The following is a 13,519-nucleotide window of genomic DNA, read 5'->3' on the forward strand; positions in this document are numbered from 1 at the left end:
CCGGGTGCGTCCGCCTCAACGGCGCGCACCTTTGTCCTGGAGGAACTTCTCCTGCAGAGGGCTCAGGCCGCGCGCGCCGGTGATCTTCATCCACCGGCAGTCGATCTTCTGGTTCCGGTCCGCCGACAGGTCCAGGCTGCTCTCCTCCGTCCATCCGGCGGTGCCCCAGGCCTTCACGGTGCGGTCGAAGCTGCCGGTCAGCAGTACGTCGTCGGCGGAGCCGAACGCCAGCTTCCAGACGGCCGCGGTGTGCGCCTGGACGACGCGCAGCAGGGCGGGGCGACCGCCGTCGGGCGGCAGTTCCCAGAGGCGGATGACGCCGTCGGAGTCGCCGCTGGCGAGCAGCCGACCGTCGTGGCTGAACGCTACGGTCCACACGATCGTCTCGTGTCCTGTCAGCACCACGCGGGCCGCGCCGGTGCCTCCGTCCCAGAGGCGGACGGTCCCGTCGTTGCTGGCTGAGGCCACGGTCCGGCCGTCGGGACTCCACGCCACACCGTTGACCAGCGCCTCGTGACCGTGCAGGCGGTCGACACCGGTCGGCTGGGGGCCGTCGATCGGGTCGCGCCGCAGCCGCCACAGGCCGACCGTGTCGTCGAAGCTGCCCGTCGCGAGCCGGGTCCCGTCGGGAGCCGCGGCGATGGAGTAGACGGTCTTCTCGTGCGTGCGCGACGACCAGCGTTCTGCTCCGTCGGTCAGCGACCAGGCCTTGACCGTGCAGTCGCTGCCCGCCGTGTAGATGTAGTCGCCCGCCGGGTCGAAGGCGACGTCGTAGACGGTGGCCGTGTGCCCCGCCAGTACACGGACGGGGTCGTGGGCGGGTGGCACCAGGGTGCGGGTGGTGGCCGGCGCCGGGACGCGCCACACCGAGACGGTGCGGTCGAAGCTGCCTGCCGCGACCAGTCGACCGTCCCGGCTGATCTCCACGCTCGTGAGGGAGTCCTTGGGACCCCGCAGGCGGGCACGCGACCGCCCCTGCGGGTCCATGAGGACGACGTTGTCGAAGAGCGTCGCTGCGCGCTCGTCACCCGGGCCCGTCGCGACGCCCTTGGCCGGAGACCGAACACCGAGGATGAGGTCCACGAACCGCGCGTCGGTGAAGTCGGCCCGGACCAGCCGGGCGTCGGTGACGTTCAGGGACTCCAGCACGGATCCGGTGAACCGCGCACGCTCGAGATTGTCGCCGGAGACGTCGGCGTTCCTGATCACGAGCCCGGAGAAGTTGCCGTTCTTGAGAGAGAAGCCGTGCACGTGCAGCAGCGACAGCACGTTGCCGGCCGTGTACTCGTCGTCGCCGTGCGCCCGCACGTGGTCGAGGTGGTCGTACAGGCGTTGCGGGTCGAGGTCCATGTCCGCCAGGAACGCGACGATCTCCGGGGACAGCGTCCGGGCGGCCAGCACGTCGAACCGGCCCTCCGCCAGCTCGGTGACCACGTGGTCGGCGACGAAGTACTCCAGGAACGACTTGTGGGCGAAGCGGTAGCGTCCCTGCGCATCGCGCAGCAGATAGGTCTGGGTGGTCAGGTCGGCCTCGACGGCCTCCTGGAACCCGGGCAGCCGCACCAGGTTCTCGGCCGCCACCAGCGCCGTCACGTCCTCGGGCAGCACCTCGAGCGTGTCGCGCACGAACATGTTCCACGCGAGGCGCTGCATGAGGCGCTTGCGGTCCGCGGGGCCGACGGCGCGAGGGCGGCCGCCGCCCACCTCTTCGATCCACCGGCGCGTGTACTCCTCGTACAGTGCCGCGAGCGTGGCGCGGGTGCGTCCCCGGCCGCGCAGGGCCGGGAGGATCTCCAGCACCATGTTCAGCACGAACGGCCGCCGGACCAGGTCGAGCAGCCCGTAGGTGCCCTCGATGACGGTCCACCGGCTCGGCCAGTCGGCGGGGTGGCGGGCCTTGACCAGGTCCAGGATCTGGGAGCGGCTGAAGTCGCGCAGGTACAGGATGTCGAAGCGCCGGGCCGGGTCGCCGAGGATCGCCCCGGCCTCCTCGTCCACGTCGCGGAACGAGTTGATCCGGGAGGTGACGACCATCTTGCTCTCGCGCCCGGCGAGCGTGCGGAGCCGGTCGAAGGCCTCCTTGACGGTCTCGTCGGCGGCGCGGGGCATCTCGTCGAAGCCGTCGCACAGCAGGAGCAGCAGGCCCTGGTCGTTCAGCTCCTCCAGCACGGCGGCCACGGGCCGCGGGATGCCGTGCCGCGCGCAGAAGCTCTCGAAGAAGCCCAGCGCCGACCAGTCCGACCGTCCGGCGGCGTCCTGCTTCGGCGGCGGCACCTCCCGGAGCGGTACCAGGACCGGCAGCCGGGTCTCGGCAAGGACGCGGTCGGCGTCGAGCCGGCCGAGCTGCTCGTGGGCGAGCTCCAGGCAGAACCAGCTCTTGCCGCTGCCGAAGTCGCCCAGCAGCGCGAGCTGGGTGCCGCTGCGGTCACGCCGCCACTTGTCCACGGTGGTGCTCAGCGAGGAGCGCGCCGAGCGGGCGATCTCCGCGCCGTCGGCCTGCCGCTCCGACTTGGCCGCGGACAGGTCGACGAACGAGTCGGCCACCCGGGCGATGCTCGCGCCGTAGGTCTCGCGCAGCCAGGTGACGTAGGGGTCGAGCGGTGCCAGCGTGCGCACGAGGTCGTGCAGGGTCAGCACCCGGGTGCCGGGCACGGGCGGCAGCGACCGGAGCGCGTCGGGGTCCGTGCGGTCGTCCACCACCAGGACGGCGCGCCCGGCGCCGGCGGCCTCCGCGGCCGCAGGCAGCCCGGTGAGGTCCGCGACCCGCGGTTCGCTCGTGGTGCAGGCGACCAGGACCGCGCCGCCGTTGTCGTCCCCGGGCCGGTGCCAGCCGCCGGATCCGGGTGACCCGCTCGCCACGAACCACGGTCCGGCCACGCCGGCCGACCGGATCGCCGACGTCGCCAGGCCCGCGGCACCGAGCAGGGCCCGCACACGGTTCGCGAGATGGACCGACGGGCCGTCCCAGGCCCCGTCGCTCGTCGCCTCCTCGATCGCGGCGCCGAGCCACGCGAGGCCGGGACCGCTCGCGGTCTCGGCGTTGAGGTGGGCGAGGCGGGCCAGGGAGGGCGGGAGGTCCTCGGCCCGGGGCACGGCCGCGCCGTCGACCAGCACGGGGATCACCTTCTTGCCCAGGTCGAGCGCGAGCTCGACCTCCCGGCGCACGTAGTCGTCCGGTGCGGTGATACGGCCGCCGGCCGCCCAGCGCGGCCCGATGAGGGCCAGCACGACGTCGGACCGCCGGATGCTCTCCCACAGCACGGGCGGGAAGTCGGCGCCGGGCGGGATGGCCTCGTCGTCGAGGAACACGACGTGGTTCAGCGATCGGAGGTACTCGTGGTACCGGACGCTCTCCTGGCGGGTGTCGTCGTGCCGGTACGAGACGAAGATCGTGGTCAACTCTTCCTGCCTTCACTCTGCACGCCCGCTCCGCTCGTCGCGGGGGCATCGGTGGTGCCGGGGACGGATCAGGTCAGGGCTGCTCGAAGAGCGACCTCCAGCGCTGCGCGGCGTCGGTCAGGAGGGCGCGCAGCGCGGCCTCGTCGCCGTCGGCCACCTGGTCGGCGACCACCTCGACCGCGCGGGCGTACTCGCGCAGGGTGCTCGCGACGTGGCCGGAGTTGGTCACCAGCACGTCGACCCACATGTCGAGGCTCTCGGTCGCCTTGCGCGTGCTCTCGCGGAAGCCGCCGGCCGGGAGCCGCGTCAGGAGCGGGTCCGGGTCGTCGGCGGCCAGGGCGAGCAGCGGCACCGGGAGCATGCGGGGCAGGTGGCTCACGACGGCGACCAGGCGGTCGTGCCGCTCCGGGTCCAGCACCTCGACCCGTGCGCCGATGCGCTCCAGCAGGCCGGTGCACCAGTGCAGCGCGGCCGGGTCGGTACGCGGCGTCGGGGTCAGGAGGAACACACGGCCGTCGTAGACCACGGCGTCGGGCTCGGTGACGCCCGCGGTGGCCGGACCCGTCATCGGGTGGCCCCCGAGCGGGATCACGCCCTCGGGCAGGAGCTGGTCCATGGCGGCCGTCACCGCGTGCTTGGTGGAGCCGATGTCCAGGACGACCGTCCCCGGCCGCAGCACCTCGCCGAGCTCGGTGAGGTAGGTGATGATCCGCTGCACGGGCGTGCACAGCACCAGAAGGTCCGCGTCGGCGGCGAGGGCGGCGGCGCTGCCGGCCACCTCGTCGACGAGGCCGGCGTCCAGGGAGCGCCCAGCGGCGTCCGGCTCGCTGTCGTACCCGACCACGCGCTCGAAGTCCCCGGTGCGGCGCAGCGCCGCCGCGAGCGACGCGCCCATGAACCCGAGGCCGACCACGCCGGCCGTCTTGTTGCCTTCCGTCACGGGGGTGCTCCTCGTGGTCGTCGTGGGTGCGCGATGGGGGTGCGGCTGCGACGAGTGTGGCGGTGCCCGGGGGAGTTGTCGAGCGAACCGGCGTACCGCTAACGTCCGCCTGGACAATTCGCCCAAAAACAAAATCAGGAGCAAGGCGATGACGGCTAACGCGCCGACGGTAGCGCCGACGACTGCGGCCCAGCCGCCGACCACCCCGCAGGTCACGGCCCCGGGCTCCGCCACTCCGGCCCACACGGCGGTGCGGCCGTCCACGTTCGGTACCCCGTGGCTGCGCTCCACGGGCGACCTGGCCTGGCGGCTGGTGGGCGTGCTGGTCGCGGTGGCGGCCGTCTTCTACGTGATCAGCCTCGTGCAGGTCGTCTTCGTCGCCCTGTTCCTCGCGCTCGTGTTCACCACCGTGCTGCTGCCGCTCGGCGACTTCTACGACCGCGCCATGCCCCGCGGGCTGGCCATGGCGGCGTCGCTGCTGACCGCCGTGCTCGCCGTCGGCGCGCTCGTGACCTACGTGGTCACCTCCGTCACCAGCCGGTGGGAGGAGCTCGCCACCGAGTTCGGCACCGGCCTGACCGATCTCGCCGGGCTCGTCTCCGGCGTCCCCGTCCTGGCGGACCTGGGCGGCCCCGAACAGTGGCTGGCCGACGGCGGCGCCTGGCTCCAGGCCAACGCCGGTGACTACGCGGGCACCGCCGCCGAGAGCGCCGGGACCATCGGCGAGGGCGCGACCGCCGTCGTGCTCGCCATCTTCTGCACCGTCTTCTTCCTGACCCAGGGCGGGGCCATGTGGCGCTGGGCGCTCGGCTTCGTGCCCGCCGAGCGGCACGACCGCTGGGAGGCCGCCGCGCTCGCCGGCTGGAACGCGTTCTCCGGCTTCACCCGCGGCATGTTCTTCGTCGCCCTGGCCGACGGCGTCATCGCCGGCATCTTCCTGTCCGTCGTGGGCGTGCCCCTGGCGCTGCCGCTGTCGGTCGTCGTGTTCCTCGGCGCCTTCGTGCCGATGATCGGCCCGGTCGCCGCCATCGTCGTCAGCGTGCTCGTCGCACTGGCCGCCAAGGGCCCCGTGCTCGCGCTCGTGGTGCTCATCGGCATGGTCGTCGTCGCGCAGATCGACGCGAACGTGCTCCAGCCGCTGATCACCGGCAAGCAGGTGTCGCTGCACCCCGTCGTGATGGCGCTGGTCGTGGCCGCCGGGTCGGTCCTGGGCGGGCTGCTCGGTGCCGTCGTCGCCGTCCCGCTCACCGGCGTGGCCTGGGCGGTGTTCAGCACGCTCCGCGCGACCGCACCGGCGGCACCGGCGGCACCGGGCGAGGCCGCAGGGGCGGCACAGGGCGCGCCGTCCGCGGATGAGGCAGACTGACTCGGTGCCCGACCCTGCACCACGAACCGACGTCGCGCACCACGCGTCGCCGTACGACTCCGCACCGCCGCCCTGGCTGCGCACCGCCGCCGGGTGGTCGTGGCGCCTGATCCTGGTCGTCGCCGGGGTCGCCCTGGTGTTCTGGGCGGTCACGCAGGTGCTCATCGTCTTCGTGGCAGTGTTCCTGGCGCTGGTCTTCACCGCGGTGCTCAACCCGCTCACCGACCTCTACTCCCGGGTCATGCCTCGTGCCCTGGCGACCGCCGGCGCGATCCTGTCCGGCATCCTGGTCATCGGCGGGCTCCTGACCTACGTGGTCGTGTCGGTCGCAGGCCAGTGGGAACGGCTCGCGGGGGAGTTCAACACCGGCATCGACCAGATCGTCGACCTGATCGAGAACAACCCCTTCCCGGTCAACGTCGAGGTGGACACCCGCGACCAGTGGATCGACGACGCCGCCAACTGGATCCAGGAGAACTCCCAGACCCTCGTGAGCCGCGCCGCCGAGAGCGCCGGCTCGATCGTCGAGGGGGTCGCGGTGCTCGTGCTCGCGATCTTCTGCACCGTCTTCTTCCTGGCCTCGGGCGGCGCCATGTGGCGCTGGTTCGTCTCCCAGGTGCCCGCCCGCACCCGCACCCGGTGGCGCGACGCCGCGGGCGTCGGCTGGTACACCTTCTCCGGCTACACCCGCGGCACCGTGCTCGTGGCCATCAGCAACGGCATCCTCGCCGGCATCTTCCTGTCGATCCTCGGCGTGCCGCTCGCGGCACCCCTGGCCGTGCTCGTGTTCATCGGCACCTTCATCCCGCTGGTCGGCGCGCCGCTGGCGATGATCATCGCCGCCGTCGTGGCGCTCGCGGCGGACGGGCTGCTGACCGCGCTCATCGTCACGCTCGGCATCGCCGGGATCGGACAGCTCGAAGGGCACGTGCTGCAGCCGCTCATCATGGGCAAGCAGGTGTCCCTGCACCCCGTGGTGGTCGCCCTCGGCGTCACGAGCGGCACGGTCGTGGGCGGCATCCTCGGTGCGATCGTCGCCGTCCCGCTCATCGCGGTGGCCTGGGCGGTGTTCAGCACGCTGCGCAAGCCGCCGGACCCGATGCTCCCGGCGGACGAGGACGGCGCCGGCCCGGTGCAGGACGCCCCGCCCGGCGACCCCGAGGCACGGGATGTCGGTGGTCCTCCGTAGGCTGAGGGCATGGTGGATCTGTTCGACGCCGCGACGACCGACACCGCGGGCACCCCCGCGCCCCGTGCGTCGTCGCCCCTTGCCGTGCGGATGCGCCCGGCCTCGATCGACGAGATAGCCGGACAGGGGCACCTGCTGGAGCCGGGGTCGCCCCTGCGCAGGCTCATCGAACCCGGGGGGAACGGGCGCACGGCCCCGTCCTCGGTGATCCTCTGGGGGCCGCCCGGCACGGGCAAGACCACGCTGGCCTACCTCGTGGCCACCGTCTCGGGCCGCCGCTTCGTGGAGCTCAGCGCCGTCACCGCCGGCGTCAAGGACGTACGCCAGGTGGTCGAGGACGCGCGGCGCCGGCTGGCGACGGGCGGCGACGAGACGGTGCTGTTCGTCGACGAGGTGCACCGCTTCTCCAAGTCGCAGCAGGACGCGCTGCTGCCCAGCGTCGAGAACCGCTGGGTCACCCTCGTGGCGGCCACCACCGAGAACCCGAGCTTCTCCGTCAACTCGCCGCTGCTGTCCCGCTCCCTGCTGCTCACGCTCAAGCCGCTGGAGACCGAGCACGTCCGCGCGCTCGTCCGCCGCGCCGTGACCGACGAGCGCGGCCTGGGCGGGTCGGTCGAGCTCGACGACGAGGCCACCGAGCACCTCCTGCGCCTGGCCGGCGGCGACGCCCGCAAGGCGCTCACGATCCTGGAGGCGGCCGCCGGCGCCGTCCTGTCCGACGGCCCGGCGGACGGGGGCGCGCCCGGCGAGGGTGACGTCCCGCGCGTCGGCCTGGCCGACGTCGAGCGCGCCGTCGACGTGGCCGCCGTCCGCTACGACCGGGACGGCGACCAGCACTACGACGTCATCTCGGCCTTCATCAAGTCCATCCGCGGCTCGGACGTCGACGCCGCGCTGCACTACCTGGCCCGGATGGTCGCCGCAGGGGAGGACCCGCGGTTCATCGCCCGGCGCCTGGTCATCTCCGCCGCGGAGGACATCGGCATGGCCGACCCCTCCGCGCTGCAGACGGCGGTCGCCGCGGCCCAGGCCGTGCAGCTCATCGGCATGCCCGAGGGGCGCATCGTGCTCGCCGAGGCCGTGGTGCACCTGGCCACGGCGCCCAAGTCGAACGCCGCCTACCTCGGGGTCGACGCGGCGCTCGCGGACGTGCGCGCGGGCAAGGTGGGCACCGTGCCGCAGCACCTGCGCGACGCGCACTACGCCGGTGCCAAGAAGATGGGCCACGGCGAGGGCTACCGGTACGCCCACGACTGGCCGCACGGTGTGGCCCCGCAGCAGTACCTGCCGGACGTGCTGGCGGGCTCGCGCTACTACGACCCGAGCGACCGCGGCTACGAGCGGCAGGTGTCGGAGCGCCTCGAGCGGATCCGGGGGATCCTGGGCAGCGAGGACGAGCGGCGGTGACGACACCCTCGGGACCGGCTCGGGGCACGGTGACGGGGCGCACGGCGGGCACAGGCGCTGACGTGCGGTAAGATTCTCGGGTTGCCCATGGCAGCCCCTGGGACCTCGGCCCCGTGATCGTGGCGTTCGCCGCGCTCCATCGGCTGGTCCCGCACCCGGTGCGGTTCCCCTGCGGGGGAGACCCGTGTCCGGGTGTGACCTCTTTCGTAACTCAAGGACAGGAAGACACAGTGACTTCTGTGACCCGTTCGCGCCGCCAGGTGCGACTGAGCCGCAAGCTGGGCCTCGCGCTCACGCCCAAGGCTGTCAAGCACTTCGAGAAGCGCCCCTACCCGCCGGGTGAGCACGGCCGTGCCCGTCGCCGCACCGAGTCGGACTACGCGGTGCGTCTGCGCGAGAAGCAGCGTCTGCGTGCGCAGTACATGCTCCGCGAGAAGCAGCTCCTCAAGGTGTACGAGAACGCCCGCAAGCAGGCCGGCCTGACCGGTGAGGTCATGGTCGAGGACCTGGAGACGCGTCTCGACTCGCTCGTGCTGCGCGCCGGTTTCGGCCGCACCATCCTGCAGGCCCGCCAGCACGTGACGCACCGTCACATCCTGGTGGACGGCAAGATCGTCGACCGCCCCTCGTTCCGCGTGAAGCCGGGCCAGACCATCCAGGTCAAGCCGAAGAGCCAGACCACGGTGCCGTTCCAGGTCGCCGCCGCCGGCGCCCACCGCGACGTGCTGCCGGCTCTGCCGGGCTACCTGGACGTGCAGCTCGAGAAGCTGTCGGCCACGCTGACCCGCCAGCCGAAGCGCGCCGAGGTCCCCGTGACCTGCGACGTGCAGATGGTCGTCGAGTACTACGCTCGCTGATCTCACCAGCACTTCCGGACGGCCCCGTCCGCGCCACGGCGCGGACGGGGCCGTCTGCTTTTCCGTGCCCGGCACGCCGGGCTCAGGGGTGACGGGCGCGGGTGGGCGGGAGCGGGATAGGGTGATCGTCGACCCCCGGCAGACACCTGTGCCGGACATCTGCGGACCTTCAGGCAGGAGCTTGCGCATGACCCTCGGCGACCTCGGAGACGTGGCGGGACTGATCGCGGCGATCGCGTTCGTGCTCCTCGTGGGCTTCCTCGCCGTCCCGTTGTGGAAGCTGGGCAAGCTGCTGGACGAGGCGCGGGTGAGCGTCCGGGACGTCACGGAGCACTCGGTGCCGATCCTCGACGAGGCGGCGACCACCGTCGCGTCGGCCAACACCCAGCTCGTCCGTGTCGACACGATCACCACGTCGGCCGCCAACGTCAGCGAGAACGTGTCCGCGCTGACCGGCCTCTACGCGGCGACCCTGGGCAAGCCGCTGGTGAAGGTCGCCGCGTTCTCCTACGGTGTGCGCCAGGCGTTCGGCCGGGCCCGGGACCGGTCCGGCCGGCACACCGACGCGGGGCGGCCCGACGACGCGACCGGGGCGCGGGCATGATCCGCCGGCTGTTCTGGGTGGGCGTCGGCGTGGCGGTCACGGTGGTCGTCATCCGCAAGGGCCGCCAGGTCGTCGAGCGGTACACGCCCGCGTCCGTCAGCGAGCGCGCCGCGGCCGCGGTGGACGACGCCGGCGCCCGTGTGACCACGATGGCCCGCACGTTCCGCTCGGAGTTCACCGCCGCCCGTGCCGAGCGGGAGGCCGAGCTGATGGCGTCCCTGCGGGGCGAGCTGCCGGACCAGGCCCGGTAACGAGCACGGCAGGCCCTACGTGGGCTGCGTGGCCAGGCATAACGACCCCACCAGCCGTGTTGTCCACAGGGCACGTCTTTCAGTTTCCGTCTGCGCCCCTCGCGGCGGCAGAATAGGAGTCACGCCCGGGCACCCCTGGTGACCGGCGCGCGCGGCAGCACACGCCGCAGCAGCACACCCCTCTCCGCACGACCGAGAAGAAGGACCACTGACCTCATGCGCACCGCCGAGATCCGCAAGCGTTGGCTCGACTACTTCGAAGCTCAGGGTCACGCGGTGGTGCCGTCGGCGTCGTTGATCTCCCCGGACCCGTCGACGCTGTTCACCATCGCGGGCATGGTGCCGTTCATCCCGTACATGACGGCCCAGCAGACCCCGCCGTGGACGCGCGCCACCAGCGTGCAGAAGTGCGTGCGCACCCTGGACATCGACGACGTGGGCAAGACGACGCGGCACGGCACGTTCTTCCAGATGAACGGCAACTTCTCGTTCGGCGACTACTTCAAGGCCGACGCCATCCGGTACGCCTGGGACTTCCTGACGGGCTCCCTGGAGGACGGCAAGCTGGGGATCGACCCCGACAAGCTGTGGGTCACCGTCTACCACGAGGACGACGAGGCCCGGCAGCTCTGGAAGGACATCGTCGGTCTGCCCGACGAGCGCATCCAGGGCCTCGGCAAGAAGGACAACTACTGGTCCACCGGCCAGCCCGGCCCGGCCGGCCCCTGCTCGGAGATCTTCTACGACCGGGGCGCCGCCTACGGCCCGGACGGCGGCCCGCTGGTCGACGAGGGCGGCGACCGCTTCGTCGAGATCTGGAACCTGGTGTTCATGCAGTACGCCATCGACGACGTGAAGTCCAAGGAGGACTTCCGCATCGTCGGTGAGCTCGCCAAGAAGAACATCGACACGGGCATGGGCCTGGAGCGTGTTGCCTTCCTGCTGCAGGGCAAGGACAACATGTACGAGATCGACGAGGTCTTCCCCGTCATCGAGGCCGCCGAGAAGCTGTCCGGCAAGAAGTACGGCGAGAACCACGACGACGACGTGCGGATGCGCGTCGTGGCCGACCACGTCCGCTCGGCCCTGATGATCATCGGCGACGGCGTGCGCCCCTCCAACGAGGGCCGCGGCTACGTGCTGCGTCGCCTGCTGCGCCGTTCCGTGCGCGCCATGCGCCTGCTGGGCGTGGACGGCGTCGCCCTGCCGTCGCTGCTGCCGGTGTCGAAGGATGCCATGGCTCCCTCCTACCCCGAGCTCGAGCAGAACTTCGAGCAGATCTCGGCCGTCGCCTACGCCGAGGAGGAGGCCTTCCGGCGCACGCTCGCCTCCGGCACCACCATCCTCGACAGCGCCGTGGCCGGCCTGAAGAAGCAGGGCGGCGACAACCTGGTCCTGCCCGGCGAGGCCGCCTTCCAGCTGCACGACACCTACGGGTTCCCGATCGACCTGACCCTGGAGATGGCCGCCGAGCAGGGCGTCCAGGTGGACGAGAAGGCCTTCCGCTCGCTCATGCAGGAGCAGCGCACCCGCGCCCGCGCCGACGCGCTGGCCAAGCGCACCGGCGGCGCCGACGTCGCCGCCTACGAGGCCCTGGAGAAGGAGCTCACCGCTCCCGTCGAGTTCCTCGGCTACACGCAGACCGACGCCACCGTGCGCGTCGTGGGCCTGCTCAGCGGTGGTGTGCCCGCCCCTGCCGTCACCGCCCCGGCCGAGATCGAGGTGGTCCTGGACCGCACTCCGTTCTACGCCGAGGCCGGTGGCCAGCTCGCCGACCACGGCACGATCGTGCTCGACAGCGGCGCCACCATCGAGGTGGACGACGTGCAGCGGCCCATCAAGGGCCTGAACGTGCACCGCGGCCGCCTGATCGAGGGCACGGCCGCCCTGGGCGACCCGGGCACGGCGCAGATCGACACGGCCCGCCGCAAGGCCATCAGCCGGGCCCACTCGGCCACGCACATGATCCACAAGGCGCTGCACGAGCTCGTGGGTCCGGACCGTACGCAGGCCGGCTCGGAGAACGCCCCGAGCCGCATCCGGTTCGACTTCCGCTCGCCGACCGCCGTCTCGGCCTCCGCCCTGACGGAGATCGAGGAGCGCGTCAACGTGCGCCTCGCCGACAACCTCGAGGTCACCGACGAGCTCATGCCCATCGCCAAGGCCCGCGAGGCCGGTGCGATGGCGCTGTTCGGCGAGAAGTACGGCGACGTCGTGCGCGTGGTCTCGATCGGTGGGGACTGGTCGCGCGAGCTGTGCGCCGGCACGCACGTCAAGCAGACCGGCCAGCTCGGCCGGGTCACCCTGCTGGGCGAGTCGTCCATCGGCTCGGGCGTCCGCCGCGTGGACGCCCTGGTGGGTGACGGCGCCTACGGCTTCCAGGCCAAGGAGCACGCCCTGGTGGGTCAGCTCAGCGGTCTGCTGAACACGCGTCCCGAGGACCTGCACGAGCGGGTCGGCTCGCTCGTGACGCGGCTCAAGGAAGCCGAGAAGGAGCTGGCCGCGCTGCGTCAGGGACAGCTCCTGGCCGTGGCCGGCAAGCTCGCCGCCGAGGCGCCGCGCGTGGGTGACGTGCGCGTCGTCACGCACGACGCCGGCGAGGCCCAGGCCGACGACCTCCGTGCCCTCGTGCTCGACGTGCGTGGCCGCCTCGGCGAGGCCGAGCCCGTCGTCGCTGCCGCCGGTGGTGTGTCGGGTGGCCGCCCGGTCGTGGTGGTCGTGACCAACGCCGCCGCCCGTGCGGCCGGTTACAAGGCCGGCGACCTGGTGCGCACCGCCGCCCAGACGCTGGGTGGCGGTGGCGGCGGCAAGCCGGACATGGCCCAGGGCGGCGGCACCGACCCGGCCAAGCTCGGCGAGGCCCTGGCCGGTATCGCCGAGGGCGTCCGTCTGGTCGCCGTCGGCGCCTGATGAGCGAGCAGGCAGGCTCCGAGCCCGGGCTCCCGCGCGGGGCCCGGCTCGGGGTCGACGTCGGCATGGCCCGGATCGGGCTGGCCGCCAGCGACCCCGACGGTCTGGTCGCCACCCCCGTGGAGACCGTGCCGCGGGTGCTGGCGGCACCCGGCAACGGGAGCGGCAAGGGCGGCGGCAAGGCACCGCGGAGCGCCGAGGGCACCACGGCGGACGTCGAGCGCATCGTGGCCGAGGCAGCCGAGCGCTTCGCTGCCGTCGTGTACGTGGGTCTGCCCCGGCACCTGTCCGGCAAGGAGGGCGCCGCGACGGCTGACGCCCGCGCCTTCGCGAAACGCCTGGTCACGGCCCTGGAGGCCGCGCACGAGCAGGCTGAGGTGCGTCTCGTGGACGAGCGGATGACCACGGTCTCCGCCCACCAGGCGCTCAGCGCGGCGGGCCGGAAAACCAAGCGGCACAGGTCCGTGATTGATCAGGCCGCAGCCGTTATCATTCTGCAATCCGCACTTGACGCGGAGCGGGCGAAGGGGGAGCGCGCCGGCGAGCTCGTCGAGGTGCGGACCGTGCACGACACGCACGACTGACCCCAGCACCCC

The 13,519-nt window shown here is 72.5% G+C and carries 10 protein-coding genes; 8 read left to right on the top strand and 2 right to left on the bottom strand.

From position 1 onward, the window contains the following. Positions 1–15 precede the first annotated feature (15 nt). Positions 16–3,399, bottom strand: a complete 3,384-nt coding sequence (locus tag ACIG47_RS07220; protein ID WP_397430238.1) for a TIR domain-containing protein — start codon at positions 3,397–3,399, stop codon at positions 16–18. Positions 3,400–3,472: 73 nt separating this feature from the next. After that, complete coding sequence (locus ACIG47_RS07225; RefSeq protein WP_397430239.1) at positions 3,473–4,339, bottom strand: prephenate dehydrogenase; 867 nt, start codon at positions 4,337–4,339, stop codon at positions 3,473–3,475. A 148-nt stretch (positions 4,340–4,487) separates the two neighbouring features. On the opposite strand from ACIG47_RS07225, the gene ACIG47_RS07230 reads away from it, so the two are divergent. The 8 genes from ACIG47_RS07230 to ruvX all read left to right on the top strand — a co-directional run bounded on the left by ACIG47_RS07230 (position 4,488) and on the right by ruvX (position 13,507). Next, entirely contained in the window at positions 4,488–5,705 is a 1,218-nt protein-coding gene (locus ACIG47_RS07230; RefSeq protein WP_397430240.1) for an AI-2E family transporter, read from the top strand. 4 nt (positions 5,706–5,709) lie between these two features. Then, on the top strand, positions 5,710–6,894 hold the full coding sequence (locus ACIG47_RS07235) for an AI-2E family transporter (RefSeq protein ID WP_397430241.1): 1,185 nt from the start codon (positions 5,710–5,712) through the stop codon (positions 6,892–6,894). A gap of 12 nt (positions 6,895–6,906) precedes the next feature. Further along, positions 6,907–8,301, top strand: coding sequence for a replication-associated recombination protein A (locus tag ACIG47_RS07240; RefSeq protein WP_397418342.1), 1,395 nt, complete (start codon positions 6,907–6,909; stop codon positions 8,299–8,301). Between the two features lie 230 nt (positions 8,302–8,531). Beyond that, complete coding sequence (gene rpsD / locus ACIG47_RS07245; protein WP_119145706.1) at positions 8,532–9,158, top strand: 30S ribosomal protein S4; 627 nt, start codon at positions 8,532–8,534, stop codon at positions 9,156–9,158. A gap of 187 nt (positions 9,159–9,345) precedes the next feature. Next, the gene (locus tag ACIG47_RS07250) at positions 9,346–9,762 is read left to right on the top strand and encodes a DUF948 domain-containing protein (protein ID WP_397418310.1); all 417 of its coding nucleotides are present in this window, start codon (positions 9,346–9,348) and stop codon (positions 9,760–9,762) included. Beyond that, the gene (locus ACIG47_RS07255) at positions 9,759–10,013 is read left to right on the top strand and encodes a hypothetical protein (protein WP_397418308.1); all 255 of its coding nucleotides are present in this window, start codon (positions 9,759–9,761) and stop codon (positions 10,011–10,013) included. The genes ACIG47_RS07250 and ACIG47_RS07255 overlap by 4 nt, the downstream gene beginning before the upstream one ends. Before the next feature lie 216 nt (positions 10,014–10,229). After that, positions 10,230–12,923 carry an alanine--tRNA ligase gene (gene alaS, locus ACIG47_RS07260; RefSeq protein ID WP_397430242.1) on the top strand — a complete coding sequence of 898 codons (2,694 nt, stop codon included), beginning with the start codon at positions 10,230–10,232 and terminating at the stop codon, positions 12,921–12,923. Further along, a complete protein-coding gene (gene ruvX / locus ACIG47_RS07265; RefSeq protein WP_397430243.1) occupies positions 12,923–13,507 on the top strand; it encodes a Holliday junction resolvase RuvX in 585 nt (194 codons plus the stop codon). Before alaS ends, ruvX begins: the two co-directional genes overlap by 1 nt. Positions 13,508–13,519: the final 12 nt, after the last annotated feature.

The organism is Promicromonospora sp. NPDC052451, from assembly GCF_044547525.1.
GTDB lineage: Bacteria > Actinomycetota > Actinomycetes > Actinomycetales > Cellulomonadaceae > Promicromonospora.

Bases quoted from the DNA above. Each gene is read 5' to 3' on its own strand.
- ACIG47_RS07250 (WP_397418310.1), top strand. From the start codon at position 9,346: ATGACCCTCGGCGACCTCGGAGACGTGGCGGGACTGATCGCGGCGATC.
- ruvX (WP_397430243.1), top strand. From the start codon at position 12,923: ATGAGCGAGCAGGCAGGCTCCGAGCCCGGGCTCCCGCGCGGGGCCCGG.
- ACIG47_RS07255 (WP_397418308.1), top strand. From the start codon at position 9,759: ATGATCCGCCGGCTGTTCTGGGTGGGCGTCGGCGTGGCGGTCACGGTG.
- alaS (WP_397430242.1), top strand. From the start codon at position 10,230: ATGCGCACCGCCGAGATCCGCAAGCGTTGGCTCGACTACTTCGAAGCT.
- ACIG47_RS07230 (WP_397430240.1), top strand. From the start codon at position 4,488: ATGACGGCTAACGCGCCGACGGTAGCGCCGACGACTGCGGCCCAGCCG.